At 58.1% G+C, this 13,797-nt stretch carries 14 protein-coding genes and 3 tRNA genes; all 17 read right to left on the bottom strand.

Features of this window, described 5'->3' with window-relative positions:
* Nucleotides 1-24: 24 nt before the first annotated feature.
* Nucleotides 25-1,299, bottom strand: a complete 1,275-nt coding sequence (locus C8D99_RS01170; protein ID WP_133955483.1) for a hypothetical protein — start codon at nucleotides 1,297-1,299, stop codon at nucleotides 25-27.
* A gap of 21 nt (nucleotides 1,300-1,320) precedes the next feature.
* Nucleotides 1,321-3,078, bottom strand: a complete 1,758-nt coding sequence (locus tag C8D99_RS01165) for a BamA/OMP85 family outer membrane protein (protein ID WP_243833796.1) — start codon at nucleotides 3,076-3,078, stop codon at nucleotides 1,321-1,323.
* A gap of 38 nt (nucleotides 3,079-3,116) precedes the next feature.
* Nucleotides 3,117-3,722 (bottom strand): hypothetical protein, encoded by a 606-nt coding sequence (locus tag C8D99_RS01160; RefSeq protein WP_133955481.1) that lies wholly within the window; start codon nucleotides 3,720-3,722, stop codon nucleotides 3,117-3,119.
* Nucleotides 3,723-3,775: 53 nt separating this feature from the next.
* The gene (locus C8D99_RS01155) at nucleotides 3,776-4,462 is read right to left on the bottom strand and encodes a sigma-70 family RNA polymerase sigma factor (protein ID WP_243833795.1); all 687 of its coding nucleotides are present in this window, start codon (nucleotides 4,460-4,462) and stop codon (nucleotides 3,776-3,778) included.
* A 60-nt stretch (nucleotides 4,463-4,522) separates the two neighbouring features.
* Nucleotides 4,523-5,173, bottom strand: a complete 651-nt coding sequence (gene cobC / locus C8D99_RS01150; protein ID WP_166669943.1) for an alpha-ribazole phosphatase — start codon at nucleotides 5,171-5,173, stop codon at nucleotides 4,523-4,525.
* Between the two features lie 224 nt (nucleotides 5,174-5,397).
* A tRNA-Thr gene (locus tag C8D99_RS01145) sits at nucleotides 5,398-5,473 on the bottom strand.
* A 14-nt stretch (nucleotides 5,474-5,487) separates the two neighbouring features.
* Nucleotides 5,488-5,563: transfer RNA gene (locus C8D99_RS01140), tRNA-Glu, on the bottom strand.
* A gap of 7 nt (nucleotides 5,564-5,570) precedes the next feature.
* Nucleotides 5,571-5,646: transfer RNA gene (locus C8D99_RS01135), tRNA-Lys, on the bottom strand.
* A 336-nt stretch (nucleotides 5,647-5,982) separates the two neighbouring features.
* Entirely contained in the window at nucleotides 5,983-7,371 is a 1,389-nt protein-coding gene (argH, locus tag C8D99_RS01130; RefSeq protein WP_133955477.1) for an argininosuccinate lyase, read from the bottom strand.
* A gap of 30 nt (nucleotides 7,372-7,401) precedes the next feature.
* Nucleotides 7,402-7,914, bottom strand: coding sequence for a DUF501 domain-containing protein (locus tag C8D99_RS01125; RefSeq protein WP_208321026.1), 513 nt, complete (start codon nucleotides 7,912-7,914; stop codon nucleotides 7,402-7,404).
* Between the two features lie 95 nt (nucleotides 7,915-8,009).
* Nucleotides 8,010-8,456, bottom strand: a complete 447-nt coding sequence (locus C8D99_RS01120) for a S1 RNA-binding domain-containing protein (protein ID WP_133955473.1) — start codon at nucleotides 8,454-8,456, stop codon at nucleotides 8,010-8,012.
* A 111-nt stretch (nucleotides 8,457-8,567) separates the two neighbouring features.
* Nucleotides 8,568-9,197: a hypothetical protein gene (locus C8D99_RS01115; protein WP_208321025.1), complete on the bottom strand. Its 630-nt coding sequence runs from the start codon at nucleotides 9,195-9,197 to the stop codon at nucleotides 8,568-8,570.
* Nucleotides 9,187-9,756 carry a hypothetical protein gene (locus C8D99_RS01110; RefSeq protein WP_133955469.1) on the bottom strand — a complete coding sequence of 190 codons (570 nt, stop codon included), beginning with the start codon at nucleotides 9,754-9,756 and terminating at the stop codon, nucleotides 9,187-9,189. The genes C8D99_RS01115 and C8D99_RS01110 overlap by 11 nt, the downstream gene beginning before the upstream one ends.
* 27 nt (nucleotides 9,757-9,783) lie before the next feature.
* Nucleotides 9,784-10,107 (bottom strand): hypothetical protein, encoded by a 324-nt coding sequence (locus C8D99_RS01105; RefSeq protein WP_208321024.1) that lies wholly within the window; start codon nucleotides 10,105-10,107, stop codon nucleotides 9,784-9,786.
* Nucleotides 10,108-10,128: 21 nt separating this feature from the next.
* Nucleotides 10,129-11,724, bottom strand: coding sequence for a DUF342 domain-containing protein (locus C8D99_RS01100; RefSeq protein WP_133955465.1), 1,596 nt, complete (start codon nucleotides 11,722-11,724; stop codon nucleotides 10,129-10,131).
* 122 nt (nucleotides 11,725-11,846) lie between these two features.
* The gene (locus tag C8D99_RS01095; RefSeq protein WP_338024392.1) at nucleotides 11,847-12,599 is read right to left on the bottom strand and encodes a sigma-70 family RNA polymerase sigma factor; all 753 of its coding nucleotides are present in this window, start codon (nucleotides 12,597-12,599) and stop codon (nucleotides 11,847-11,849) included.
* 11 nt (nucleotides 12,600-12,610) lie between these two features.
* Nucleotides 12,611-13,774: a hypothetical protein gene (locus tag C8D99_RS01090; RefSeq protein ID WP_133955463.1), complete on the bottom strand. Its 1,164-nt coding sequence runs from the start codon at nucleotides 13,772-13,774 to the stop codon at nucleotides 12,611-12,613.
* Nucleotides 13,775-13,797 lie beyond the last annotated feature (23 nt).

Here is a 13,797-nt window from a genome sequence, read left to right as displayed (position 1 = left end):
CTCTCCGTCTTTCTGCTCCGTCGCTCAGAGGTCGCTCAGCGCCCTGATGCTGACCTTGTCCTCGTCACGGCCATCATAGTGAATTTCCAGTGAAATCCGCTGATTCAGCCTGTACCCCGCACCCACGTGATGATCTCCGTCTTCGCTGATTCGCCACCAGAGATAGGGAGCCCGAACGCCGCCTTCAATCCAGATCCGGTACCAGGTGACGTTCCCGGGGAAAGCTCGTTCAACGCCGGCAAGGATATTTTTCCAGGGACTCCAGCGGATTCCCCACCGGCTTTCGAGGGAAAAATCATTGGCGGACAGGATCCATTCGCCGTACAACTCCATGTCCCATCCCGATACGGGGAGAAATTTCCGGCCCATGTGGAGACCGATCTCCGGATATTTCGTGTCGGATCCGGCATAGGCGGCCACCCAGGCCCGGACTGAGTACTTCGGACTGTCCACGAAGGCGTCGGCTGCGGCAATCTGGGCAGCCTTGAAGGAAACCTCCACCGCCGACCGGGTGTTCCCCACGATATTCGTCTGCCGGAGCGATCCGGCGGCCATTTCTTCCACCTTGCCCCTGTGGACGGAGACCCATTCGATGGGCAGCCCCACCACCGGAGAAAGGGTGCGCAGGATGTTTTCGTTCAGGTCGGACCGGAGCATCACCGGAAGGGTATCCGATGAGACCCTGGGAACCACGGCCAGGACAAAGGGGGGCTTGGGAACAAAGGATACCCTGAGGATGGGCCCCTCCTTTTCGAGCCTCACAAGCAGGGAGGCGCTCCAGCCGGGGAGGCGGGGCGAACACAGCGTGTCGATGAGCTCTTTGAGGGAACCGTCAGCCCATGAAAGGGCATCCACTGGAAGGTGACCCAGGTGACTTACGATTTTTTCTCCGAGTCCCGAAACATCCTCCCGGAACCAACCGTCCACGGGAAAAGCCAGCTGGGGGGTAAAGATCTCCACCTTCCAGGGTGCCGTTCCTTCCTGGGGCCTGAGTTGCAGAACGGCCTTCTCTCCCCGGTAAAAGGAATCCGCCACATCAAACCCTGCAAAAACACGCTCCGCTACAAGAGAAAGCAGGCGGAGACTGTCATTCGCCGAGGCAGAGCCGCCCTGCCGGATTTCCGCCCACACCGAGGCGGCGCTCCGCTCCATCCTTTCCCTGAGCCAGGGGGGGGCTCCTTCAATGACGACGGACGCCTTGGCCGGCCCCGGAAAAAGGAGGGCTGCGGCGAGGATCAGCACCGCCACAGCCCTCATGAAAATTCTGCTGTTTCCGATTACTGTCCCTGTCGGGGACACCGCGTTCCGCCCTCCGCTCCCCTAGAACATTTCCCCGAAGCTAAAATGCGTTCTAGATTCATCTTCACCTGTGGCATGGTCAAGCCTAAAATTCCCCAAAGGAGTCTTGACCCTGACACCCACTCCCCATGAATCATGGAGATCTGAAAGACTAAACGAACCACCATTTGTGTCCCAAGGATTTTTCCATGCATTTCCTGCATCATAGAATAAAACAAAGCTAAAGGCCTTTTCGATTGGAATACGTAATTCGAAGTTTGCGAGAAACATCTCACTCCCAAGAAAATATCCTGAGTCATAGCCTCTTAACGTACTTGAACCACCAAGAGAATAGAGGCTTGCTGTAGGAACATCACCAGACGAGAAGCCTGCCCTTATCCGGGCCGCAAAAATGGCAGGATTGTCCTCGTCACCGAATTGCCTGTCGAAAAGATCACCAAGCCCCTTTACTGGAGTATAGTACCTGGCCTGGAGCCAATATTTTGTGTAGCTGTACTCCCCTCCGAGCGCCTCAAGAGCTTGTTCAATATTAAAATCAATGATATCCCCCTTAGAATAGCTAAGGTACGGATCGGTGTTGTTTCTGGATACAGTTCCGATGAGAGCAAAAATTTTTCCCCTCGTCAGTTCATCTTCGATCCCTGGGTGGATTCTTTCTCTGAAATTAAAAGCGTCTACGTCTTTCCAATCCAGAGTAAGGAACCAACTGAATTTTTCATCCCGGCCGAATTTTCTCCCCGCTCCGAGGTAGATATTTTTGACATCATCGTCATATTTTAGCTGCTTCACTCCGCGGCGATAATAGTATCGGTCTTCCCATTTTCGTTTAGAGAAACCTATTTTCCAGGCAAAATTCTGCGAGTCCATGTATGGCTCAGCATAGGAAATCCAATACTGTTCGTTATCTCCCATTTCAAAACCCACTTCCGCAATATGCCCCAGCCCTTTCCAGTTTGAATCCGTGTAAGCCAAGCCGCCCGACCAGCCGCTTTCTGTTCCATGACTGATTGAAAGACCAACTCGTCCAGTTTTTTGTTCCGAGACCGTTAGAATGATATCGGTCTCTTCTTCATTCTCACCCGGTTCAAAACCGATACTAACGTCATCGAAAAAACCTTTGTTCTGGAGTTTGTTCAGAGAATGCCTAAGGATTGTAGTGTTGAAGGGATCCCCCTTCTTCAGCTTGATCTCCCGGGCAATGACCTTCGTTTTCGTTTTCCTGTTTCCCTGGATTATGATGTTACCGACCTTCGGCTCCACGATCTTCACGTCGATAAGGCCGCCTTCGACGACAACGTCGGCGATCTTGACCATGACGTAGCCGTCCTTGTGGTATTTCTCCTGGATCCGGTCAAGGTCGTTCCGGAAGAAGACCCTGTTGAAAACCGTGCCGGGCATGGTGAAAACGACCTTCAGGAGATCCTCGTCCTTGTAGATGTTGTTGCCGGAAAAGGTGATCTGTTCGACCACCGGGTTCTCCCTGACGATGTAGGTTACGCCGATTCCGCCCGCTATGCTCTGCAGGTTGATGTCCACGAAGGAGAAGAAACCGAGATTGTAAATGGCCTCCACGTCGGACTGGAGCTGCTCCCTGCTCAGGGGTTCCCCTACCCGGGTTCCCACGACCCCGAGGATATGTTCCGCCACCACGTGGTCGTTTCCGTCCACGCCAAGGGCAGAAACCAGCGGTTCTGCAGCGGATGCAGCAACATTCGGCAGCAGGAGCACCACAAAGAGGAACAGCAGGATCCGCCACGTTTTTTTCAGATGTTCATTCACGCACGATCTCTCCTTCCGGAAATTGAGAAAAATCTTCGTTACGGGGCATCGAAACGAATCGCGGACTCTCTTTCCCGAAGCGCCTTCTGCCCGATCTGCACCAGAGTGATTATTGTATCAAATTCCCTGCCGGAAGAGGAGCCATTCTGCAGGTTTTCATTTTCCCGCCCCTGGAGGACGGACAGATTTCTCCTGTTGTCCGAAGGCCTTGCGGCAGCTGTTATTGCTGGTTCCCGATGCTTGATTTTATCTCCCGGTTCCGCGGAAAGACGGGCCAGGTTTGCGTCGCTCAGGCTCCGCCGGAGAGCTGAAAGAAGGGCCTTTTCATCGGTGGACACCCACTCCAGGGAGGGGCCTGAAGCGATGGACACCGCCTCCCTGGCTGTCTGGACTGCCAGGGGCCCGGCAACCGAAAGGACGAGAAAAAGCCCCAGCGCCGCAGTCAATGTCAACCGCCCCGCCTTGCGTATCACGGGAGAAGCCTGGGAACCTCCCTCGGCCCTGGCCCAAAGTTCGCTCCGGGCTTCGTCAAGTTCTGCCTTGGCGCATTCCATGTCAAGCAGGGCGCTCTGCCACGACCTGGCAGAGCATGCTTTTGCGCATCTGTCGAGCCAACGGGTGATCCGGGCGATCTTTTTTTCCATCTGTCAGTTCCCCCCGGGGATAAAAGTCTTTTCCGCATTACTCTTATCCCGTCTCAGGCCCTGTTTGTGGCGTCTCCCTCCGGACCGAGCCACCTGCGGAGCTTCGCTATACCGTTCCGCTTGAGCCGGTATACATGGCTGATGTCGATGCCCCGCTTCCTGGCCACTTCCTTCGCGTCCTGACCTTCCACAAGAAGGGCCTGGACCATCTCTTCCTCCTTCGCGGGAAGACGGTGCATTTCCTCGGAAACGGCGATGAGGGTTTCAAAGGAATCGGGGGTGAAGGAATCCTCAGGCATGAGGTACTCCTCGTCCACGGGAATAGGGGCCTTGAGTTCGCTCCTCTGGAGAAAGTTCACCATCTGTCCCTTGATCCGGTAGAAGGCATACGTGGTGAACCGGAGATGCCGTTCGGGTTCGAACTTGTCCACCGCCCGTATCAGCGCCACCATTCCCTCCTGGATGAGATCCTGGTAAGAGGAGGGCCGAACCCGGAATTTCCGGGCCAGCCAGAAGACAAGGGGCCGATAGGCGACAATGATCTCGTCCCTGGCGTCCTCGTCGCCCTGGGATGAGAGCCTTCGCCACAATTCTTCTTCTCTTTCGGGGGAAAGGTTTCTTTCATTGCCGGAATGACCCCGGGGTTCCCTTCTTCCGGGGACGTTACGGTCCTCCTCCTCCGTTTTTCCGGGGAAGAGATGGGATTCCATGGTGTGCGCATTCTGCTCCCGGTCGGGCATTGCCCAGCGCCTCCTTTGTTCCGCAACTCGGTTCATTGTATCAGCAACAGAAAGAGAAGTCTAAACAGGAAAAGGCAGTTTTTTCAGATCCGACCCTGACATCCTGGTGTGCAGGTCGTCGTTCAGAAAGGCAAGGGAGGACCCTCTTTTCCCCACATCGATACCGGTGGCCGAGCAGTTGGAGATTTTCATTCTCCAGACCTGCCGGGGGGGCAGATCCAGCAGAAGAACGAGCATCATCCTGAGTATTCCTCCGTGGCTCACCGCCACCGTCCTGTCCCCGTCCTTCGACAGAATTTCGTCCAGGGCGGATCTCACCCTTGATTTCACAGATTCGAAGGTCTCGCCCCCGGGAGGGGGACACTCGAAGGGGGATTCTTTCCACCGGCAGAAGGATTCGGGGTCGGCGGACTCTATTTCATGGAGCGAACGGCCTTCCCAGGTGCCGAACCCCATCTCGGCCAGATTCTCACGGAGGACAGGAGATACTCCGGGATTGCGGGAGGCGATAATTTCCGCCGTCTCCCGGGCTCTCGACAGGGGGCTCGAAAAGACGGCGGCAGGCTCCCAGCCTTCCAGCCTTGCCGCCAGCAGCTCAGCCTGGCATTTTCCTTCGTCATTGAGGGGAATATCGCTTTTTCCCTGAAAACGGGAGAGACCGTTCCATTCCGTCTTTCCATGGCGCACGAGGAGTATTCTTTTTCTGGGCACAATAGCCTCCGAAGAGCGGACTTTTTGATACGACGATGATAGCACGAAAAGAGGCTTGCCGCAGGTCTTTTTCAATGCAACGGTACTATGAGGATGCCCTTCTGATTTGAAGAGGTGTTTTCCGGAGGAACGGATACTGGAAGCTATGTGGAGGCTGGTACACACGGGTGACATACAGAAAACAAAAAAGGGTCCCCGAGCTTTTCGGGAACCCTTGCTGTTACTGGAGCCGGTGTCCAGACTTGAACTGGAGACCTGCGCATTACGAGTGCGCTGCTCTGCCAACTGAGCTACACCGGCACGTAATAAAAAAATGGCGGTCCCAACGGGATTCGAACCCGTGTCACAGCCTTGAAAGGGCTGTGTCCTAGGCCACTGGACGATGGGACCGTAAAACTGGTGAGCCGTGTGGGAGTCGAACCCACGACACCCGGATTAAAAGTCCGGTGCTCTGCCATCTGAGCTAACGGCTCGACTCTTTCCGGCGTGCGCAAGTGATTATTTTACACAAAAATCGGAGGGCGTCAAGCCGAAAAACCGATTGTTCTAAAAAATAGTCTTTTTTTATTATCAAGGTTATCATCCCGAGCGAATGCGATCACGCAGCATACCCGGAGGGGGAGGATTTCGGTGTTGCTCTTGTTGTCATCCCTAGCGACCGCGAGGGATCTCGGGTTTGAATCCGGCAAAACTAAAAACGAGATCCCTCGTCGCCGAAACAGCTCCTCGGGATGACAGACCGCTTCGGCCGTTCAGGATGACAAACAGAGGCCGAGCCTCATCCGGAACGGGAACTATCTCTAATATCTCTAGCGTTCGACAGATTCCCTGAAGCTCTCCAGGAACGTCTTTCCTTCTTCAATCTGCTTCGCCACCTGGTCGAAGGCCGTGCCCCCGTAGGTGTTCCTCCGCTCCACAGCCGAGCGGAGCGAGAGGAGAGGAAACAAATCCTCCCCGGCTTCGGGAAGAAGTGCCTTCCATTCATCCCGGGTGAGATCGAACAGCCCTTTTTTCCGGGCGATGCATTCCTTCACCAGGCCCCCCACCATTCCGTGGGCCTGCCGGAACGGAACGCCCCTGGCGACGAGGTATTCGGCCACATCGGTGGCCAGGAGGAATCCGTCGTTCATTCCCTCAGCGGCCTTTTCCCCGTCCACTTCCACCGCCGACAGGAGGGGAACCAGAACGGCCAGCATGTCCTCCACGGTCCTCAGGGAGGCCTGGAGCCCCCGCTTATCCTCCTGCAGGTCCCGGTCGTAGGTCATGGGAAGACCCTTCAGCGTCACGAGAAGGTCGAGGAAATGGCCGAGGATCTGTCCTGTCTTGCCCCGGAGCAGTTCCAGGACGTCGGGATTCTTTTTCTGGGGCATCATGCTCGAGCCGGTGCAGAAGGCGTCGGGGAGAAGAAGCCATCCGAACTCCCGGGAGGAGTAGATGACGAAGTCCTCGGCGAGCCGGCTGCAGTGGGTGGCGAAGGTGACGGCGAAGGAGTGGTAATCCGCCATGTAGTCCCTCTGGGCCACCGTATCGAGGCTGTTTCTCGTGGGACGGGCAAAGCCGAGTTCCCGGGCGGTCATCTCCCGGTCGAGGGGGAGGGTGGACCCGGCGAGGGCTCCCGCACCGAGGGGGCATTCCCGGAGAGATTCAAGGGCAAAGAGCAGCCGGTCGCAGTCCCGTGAAAAAGCGGAAAAGTGGGCCATCCAGTAGTGCCCCATGGAGATGGGCTGAGCCTGCTGGAGATGGGTGAAGCCGGGAACGATGATGTCCCTGTGACGGGCGGCCCGTTCCAGCAGCACGGCAAGAAGGGCGTCCATCCCGGAACCGATGCGGTGAAGCCGGTCGCGGAGGAAGAGGCGCATGGTCACCGCCACCTGGTCGTTCCTGCTCCGCCCGGTGTGGAGCCTGGCCCCTGTAGGACCGAGGAGTTCGATAAGGCGGCTTTCGATGTTCATATGCACGTCTTCCAGTTCCTGGGCGGGGACGAGGGCCCCGGAGGCGATTTCTTCCCTGATCCTGCTGAGCCCGTCCTCGATCTGCCGGGCTTCGTCCGCAGGGATCAGGCCCACCGAACCGAGCATTCTGGCGTGGGCTATGCTCCCGTCGATGTCATAGGAGGCGAGCGCCCAGTCGAGATCGAGAGACTGGGTAAATTTCTGGACTGCCTGGGCGGTATTTTCGGAAAATCTGCCCTTCCACATGGAGGTGTCTCCTTTCAGGGGTGAATGTCTTCAGCAGCGGCGGACGCATCCGGAGGCCGCCGGCGCCGCGCAGTGCAGGGGAACGAGGGCTTTGTGCAGGAACTCTCCCGCAGGATGAAAGCCGAGGGCAAGCCACGATGCCGCCTGGAGGTGGAGACATTTCGCCCCGCCCCGTGCGCGGGAGAGATAGTCGATTCCTCCCGCCCCTCCGCGTCGCAGGGTATCCCACACTCCTCGGCGGTATTTCCGAAGAAAGCGTGCGGCGGCGGGTTGCACCAGGAGAAGGCGCAGCCTGGCATGGAACAGGTTGTATTCCGTCCACAGATCAGGACGCTCCATCCTCCGCCGTTCGAGTTCCGCGACGGCTCCCTCCGATTCCAGGGCGCCGCACAGCTTCACAAGGTGGGGGCAGGTGAGCCAGAAGGTGGTAGGAAAGGGCTTCCCGTCCCGGAGGGGACTGCAGACAATGACGGACGGGAGACCAAAGACGCACCGGCGGGCGGTGCCGATGACCATTCCAGGGTCAAACTTTCGTCCCTTCATCTGGAGTGAGACGGTCGGAAGGTCCTCCGCTCGGGGCGGCTCAAAAAAGGAACGGGGGCGGATCCGCCCCCCTGAAAGCTTTCCGTTCAGCCGGTTCACTTCGCCGGTTTGCCTCTCTTCTTCGCCGCCCTGGAGTTGTTGAGCTTGTTGTTCAGGTCGGCGATCTTTGACTCGCTGGCCTTGAGGTAGTTGGACAGCTTCTTCTCGAAGGAGTCCCTGGTGTCCTCAGGCGCGGCCGGCCCGAAGGACGACGAGCCCCTGGAGGCGGAAGCGGGTCTCGGGGCCTCCATCTTCTTGAGGGAGAGGTCGATCCTCCCCTTTTCGTCGATTTTGATGACCTTCGCCTGGACTTCCTGGCTGAGGGAGAGAACGTCCTCGACCTTCTTCACGAAGCTGTGGGAAAGCTCCGAAATGTGGATCATGGCCCTCTGCCCCGTCTTCATCCGGACAAAAGCGCCGTAGGGCATGATCTGTTCCACCGTACAGGTCACCACTTCCCCGGGAGCGAGGGGGGTGCTTTCTGCTTTTCTTTCATCTGCCATGCGGTTTTCTACCCTCCACGAGTATTGGATCAGGATGTATGTTCCTGGAAAAAAGAAACGCCGTGGTGCTGAATGTTTCCGGTAGAAACCACCTCCGCAGGTTTGGCTGTGTCACTGTATTTCGGTCCATCTCCATTCGAGCCCCCCTCCCTGCCGCAGCAGGCGGACAAGGAGAAGGCCCCGGGAAGAAAAAGCTCGACTGTAGGAATTATACCAAACAAGGAGCGTTCCTTTCTCTTTGTTCAGAATACTTTTCGCCACACCGTCCTGGATGACCGGATAATAGAAGGCGAGGGAGATCTCCCCCTCCCGTGACCGGATTTTTCCCCGGGCGTGGGGCAGTCTGTTTTCCCTTTCCTGGGGAAGACCTGCCGCCAGCCGCAGTCCTTTTCTTGCCGGACCGGTTTTCAGGGGTTCCATTTTTCCCGGTGTTCTTCCGCCGGTCTCCTCTCTTCTCCACCCGTACACCGATGGAGGCCTGACGGAGAGGGTTATTTTTTCCGGCCGGGCCCTTTCGGCCATTTCCGGCAGAGGAAGGACGCCTCCGGAAACCATGGACTCCATGGCCGCTCCGTACAGGACCGTACCCAGCACCCTCCGGGGCGGCCTGAGAGCATGGGCGTCCGTCTTCCGTTTCAGAGATCTGGTTTCAACGCCGCCTCTTTCCGGGTGCCAGGAACGGACGGATACCTTCCCGAGAAAAAGCCTGGCGATATTCTCCCGGAGCCGGTCAAGATCCACTCTTTTCCTCGCCCAGGGCATTCATGGCCTTCCCCATTCGGGAAAAGGGCTCCAGAAGGTCCATGGTAGCGGCTGCCTCCACGAGAATGGAGGCAGCCGACCTGGCATCCTCCTCCCTGCCCTTTTGCCCGGGCAGGGTAAAGCGGAGCGGGGCGCTGACCCCGTCGGCCTGAACGATATAGGACCCCGGATCATTCTGCTTCTCCATATCCCCCGTGGCATCGAGAGGAGCTCTCGCCGTGGGGGCCAGGAGGATCGTCTTTGATTTGGCCAGTTTCGCCAGCGGGTCCAGAAGATCCCCGTCTCTGCAGATCCACAGCACCGGGGGGACCTCCACAGCTCCCACGAGACTCTCGAGGATCAGTTCTTCCTTGATGTAGACGTCGAGGGCGTTCCCGTAGAGGATTTTTTCGATTTTGGAAGGGGTTATGGGGTCAGTGTACCGGAAGTCGGCAGGAATGCCCCGAAAGTCCGTCACAAGGACGGCTCCCCGAAAAGTCCCTTCCGTTCCGTCCACGAGCACGTACCCGATATTTTTGCCTGCTGCCTGGGATGCCACACCTTTTCCTCCTTCAGGGATGTCCGTTCACGCGTAAAAATCAAGCCGTCCCTTTTCCTCCCCGGAAGAGGGCCGGGCGTCGTCGTCCCCTTCCTCCCCGTTCCGGGGTGACAGGTTTCTTCTGCCTCTTCTGCCGTCTTTTTCCGATGTGTCCCTCTTTTTCTTCGCCCCGAGACGTTCTTCCTCGGCGGACTGCTCCGCCCCCTGGACGGAATTGTCCCTGTGCACGGCCGCAGCCGCACCCTCTCCCTGGCGGCCGGCCTGAAACGCAGCGGCGGACGGATCCCGGAGCTGCTGGGCGGTATGCTCGAGATTCCAGTGGGCGAGCTGCATATTCACTGGCGTCACCACGGTCGTTCACCTTCCTTCCGTTCAGTAGTCGAAGGGTTTGACCTTGACTTCTCCTCCGTCATAGACGAAAGAGCAGAACTGCTGCTTTTCCCGGACTATGTATGTCAGGCCCCGGACGGAGACCGTCACCCCGGGGTAACAGATTCCCTTCACCCGGACACATCCCTTGGTCTTGCTGTTCTCCATCTGCTCTTCGATGATCCGGAGTTCGTCCTTTGCGCTTCCAAGCTGGCTCTGGAGCTGGAACTTGGCCTTCGTGAGACTGATCATGAGAGCCCGCTTGTTTTCGTCAAGCTGGCCCGAAGCTTCCAGTTTCTTCAAAAAGGAGAGGTTCGCCTCGATCTTCTCGCCTTTTTCCTCGGACTCGGCGAGCAGAGAAAGGAGGTGCTTCTTTCTCTCCGTGAGTTCGGCGAGCACGCCGACCACAACTTCCGTTTTGGTTCCCATTTCGCTGCCCAGGGTGAGACAGAGCACTTCGAGACCTGCCTGCACTTTTCCTCCGGCGATCTGGGATTTCTGGCCGCCGAGGACGGTGACGTTGCCGTGAGCCGCAAGGTCGCTGTGCAGAACGGCGTTGGTCACGGTGATGTTCTGGCCGCTCCGGACATGGGCCTGGTCGATGAAGCCGACGGTAATATTGCCGTCCGCCTCGATCTTCGCCTTGTTCATGCCCCGGATGCCGCCGGTAACCGATATGCTTCCCTTGCTGGCAAGGTGGGCTCCCTCCACCACGCCCCGGATTTCAATGTCGCCGGAGGAAACGATCTCGAACCCCTCACGGACAGCCCCGTTGACCAGGACGGCACCGATGAAGTTGATGTTCCCGACGCTGTAATCCACGTCTCCGTCCACCTGAAAGACGGGGACCACGTGGAGCTTGCCGCCCTTCAGGACAAGGTTTCCGTCGATAAGGGAAAAGAGATGTATGCCGTCCTCGGAAGCGTAGGTCCCGGCTCCTGCCGGCAGCGGCCGGTCCTTGCCCTTTTTTGCCTTGAGAACAAGGCCCTTGACAGTGACGCCGTCCATACCCTCGGTGGCCGGAATTTTCTCGGCGAGCATCTGGTTTTTCATCACCACGGTCACCGAACTCAGGTTCTTGAGGTCTACCCTTCCGGATTCGTCTTCTTCCTTCGGTTTTGCGGACCCGAACTGGACCTTGTAGTCGAAGTCGGCTTCAGCCCCGTCGATGGCCGCAGTCCCGGAGGCTACAACGGTCCAGGATCTTGCTTTTTTTTCGGACAGCACTTCGGAAACAAGCCCCCTGTCCACTCCCTCGACAACCCCCTGAGCGGAAAGGAATTCCACGACCTGGTCCACCGAGGGCCAGGGTTTGTCGCCGAAAGGAGGTTCGATCCAGAGTTCGGCGGCCATGGCATCGGAAGAGATCTTCACTTCGAGGGAGGCTTCCTTTTCCTGCTCCGGGTCTCTCTCCGCCACCTTGGCGGGAACGCCGTCCTTCCGGGAGAGAAAGGTCATCACCGCGTCGCCGTTGTAGTTTTCCACGCCCTTCGATTTGAGAAAACCCACCACCGAAGGCATGGAATAGTCAGCTCCTTCGGACGCCGAAAGATAGACTCCGTCCTCCCTGAATTCAAGATGAAACCTGTCGTCTGCCATCCCTTACCCTCCCTGGCGCCGGGACATTTCCGCGAACCGCAGTGCTGCCGCGCCGCCCCGCCTCGTCTGTTCCGATTCCCGGAACTCCCCACAGTCCCGGGATATTGCCGGTGATGCTCTCCTTACCCTTTCGCTGCGAGAATCCCCCGAAGGGCCGCGAGGGCCTTGCCGTGAATCTGGGAAACCCTGGATTCGGTGACTCCCAGTACCTTCCCGATTTCCTTGAGTGTCAGTCCTTCATAATAATACAGCGAAATGACCTGCATTTCCCGTTCAGGCAGTCTTTTCAGGGCGCCCGCCACCCGGACCGTTTCGTCCTCATCCTCCAGCAGGTCGGCGGCACTTTCACCGTCGTCGGGTATGATTCCTTCCCTGCTGACGTCGCCGTCCTCCAGGGAGAGCACTTCGTCGAGGGAGACGATGTAGCTCCTGCTGGACAGTTCAAGGGTCTCCCTGTATTCTTTTTCGTCCATTCCCAGGGCGTCCATGAGGGCCTGGTCCGAAAGGGTTCCCCTGTCCTGGAGGACAGTCTCCATGGCTTTTCCCAGGCGCTGGAGCTTCTCCCTGCCCGTCCTCGAGATCCAGTCGTATTTCCGGAGCTCGTCAAGCACCGCCCCCCGGATTCGGGGAACGGCGAAGGTCTGAAAGGAAAACCCCTTGGACACGTCGAACCGGTCAATGGCGTCAAGAAGTCCGAATACGCCGAAACTGAGAAGATCGTCATAGTCCAGCCCCGACGGAGGCGAGACGGCCATCCTGGCAGTCACGTACTTGACGAGGGGAAGATACCTTTTGACTATATTTTCCCTGGCCCGGGAACTTCCCGTGCGGAGATATTCATCCCAGAGTTCGGCATCCGAGGCTTTCAGGACCAAAAAGGCACCCCCTACCGTCCGAAGAGGAAATAGAAGATAACGGCGAGCAGCAGAAAGATCGCTGTTCCCGTAAACACCTTTCCGACCGTGAAAGGCGCGTCCTTTCCCTGTGTCTTCCCCGACGCCGTGCCGCCCGTTTTGAGTTTCAGGTCGGTTCCGGCCCTCAGCACCCCTTCGATGCCCGTGCTGATGTGGAGCTTCACGAGAAGCTGCCCGCTCGGCAGCCTTTCCACGGAAAGGACGGGGAAAGCCGGAGTATCCCCGGACCGTTCGAAAACCTTTGATATTATGGCGGAAACACCGCCCGTCTTTTCGAGTCCCACCATGACGATATCGCCTCTTTTGAGGTCGGAGACCGCCTTGCCGTGAACAGGGTCAAGGACCGGCCTGCAGAGCACCTGGACCGTTCCCAGGGCGCCGAGAGCCGACGATTCGCCCTCCTCTTCCCGGGCCGGGGCCTCCTTCGGCTTGTCCTCCAGGGTGATTCCCCCGGCTTCAAGCCGTGCCTTGTTGAAGATCTCCGTCCTCAGGTCGTAGACAAGATCGTAATGGACGATTTCGGCGAAGGCTTCTCCGAGGGCGGAAAGTATCTCATCCTTCACGGCCCGGGAGTTCTGCGGCTGGTAGAGCTTGTTGACGGCAGTGGGGGAAAGGACGGCCTTGGCCGCCTTGAGCATGCGGGTGTAGAGATTTCGGTCGGGAGTGCCCCCTATGGTGGCTATGGCCGTTCGAACGGACTCCCAGCCTGCATCGATGTCGAAAGTTTCCGGAAGGCTCTTTCCGCTGACCCAGAAGCTCTCGTCCAGGATCTCGCCGGTGTTGCCCCGGGCCACGAAACACAGTGCACCCCCCAGCTCTCCCCTTTTCCGGGCGTCGAACCGGGCCTTGACGGCGATATACTCGGGGGTCAGGGCACTGACCAGGGCAAGGATCCTGGCCGGATCTCCGGAGGTGCTTTGGAGGATGACTTCAAGGGCCTCCCGGGAGCAGGAGAAGAGGGAGCACAGCTCGTCCGCCGTCTCCTTCGGGATGGCATCCAGCAGGGAAAGGGAGGGAGTCTCTTCGGGAGTCCCCTGTCCACCGGCATCCTGTCCTCCGCCATCCGGCGCGGGGGCGGAAGAGAGATCGGTTTCCTCGCGCAGGTCTTCCCGAACTTCATTCCGTTCCTGTTCCATGGCTCCTCCTGTCAGGACGAAGT

The organism is Aminivibrio pyruvatiphilus, from assembly GCF_004366815.1.
Lineage (GTDB): Bacteria > Synergistota > Synergistia > Synergistales > Aminobacteriaceae > Aminivibrio > Aminivibrio pyruvatiphilus.
Note: the sequence above shows the minus strand (reverse complement) of the source record. Positions and strands in the feature narration are given on the sequence as shown.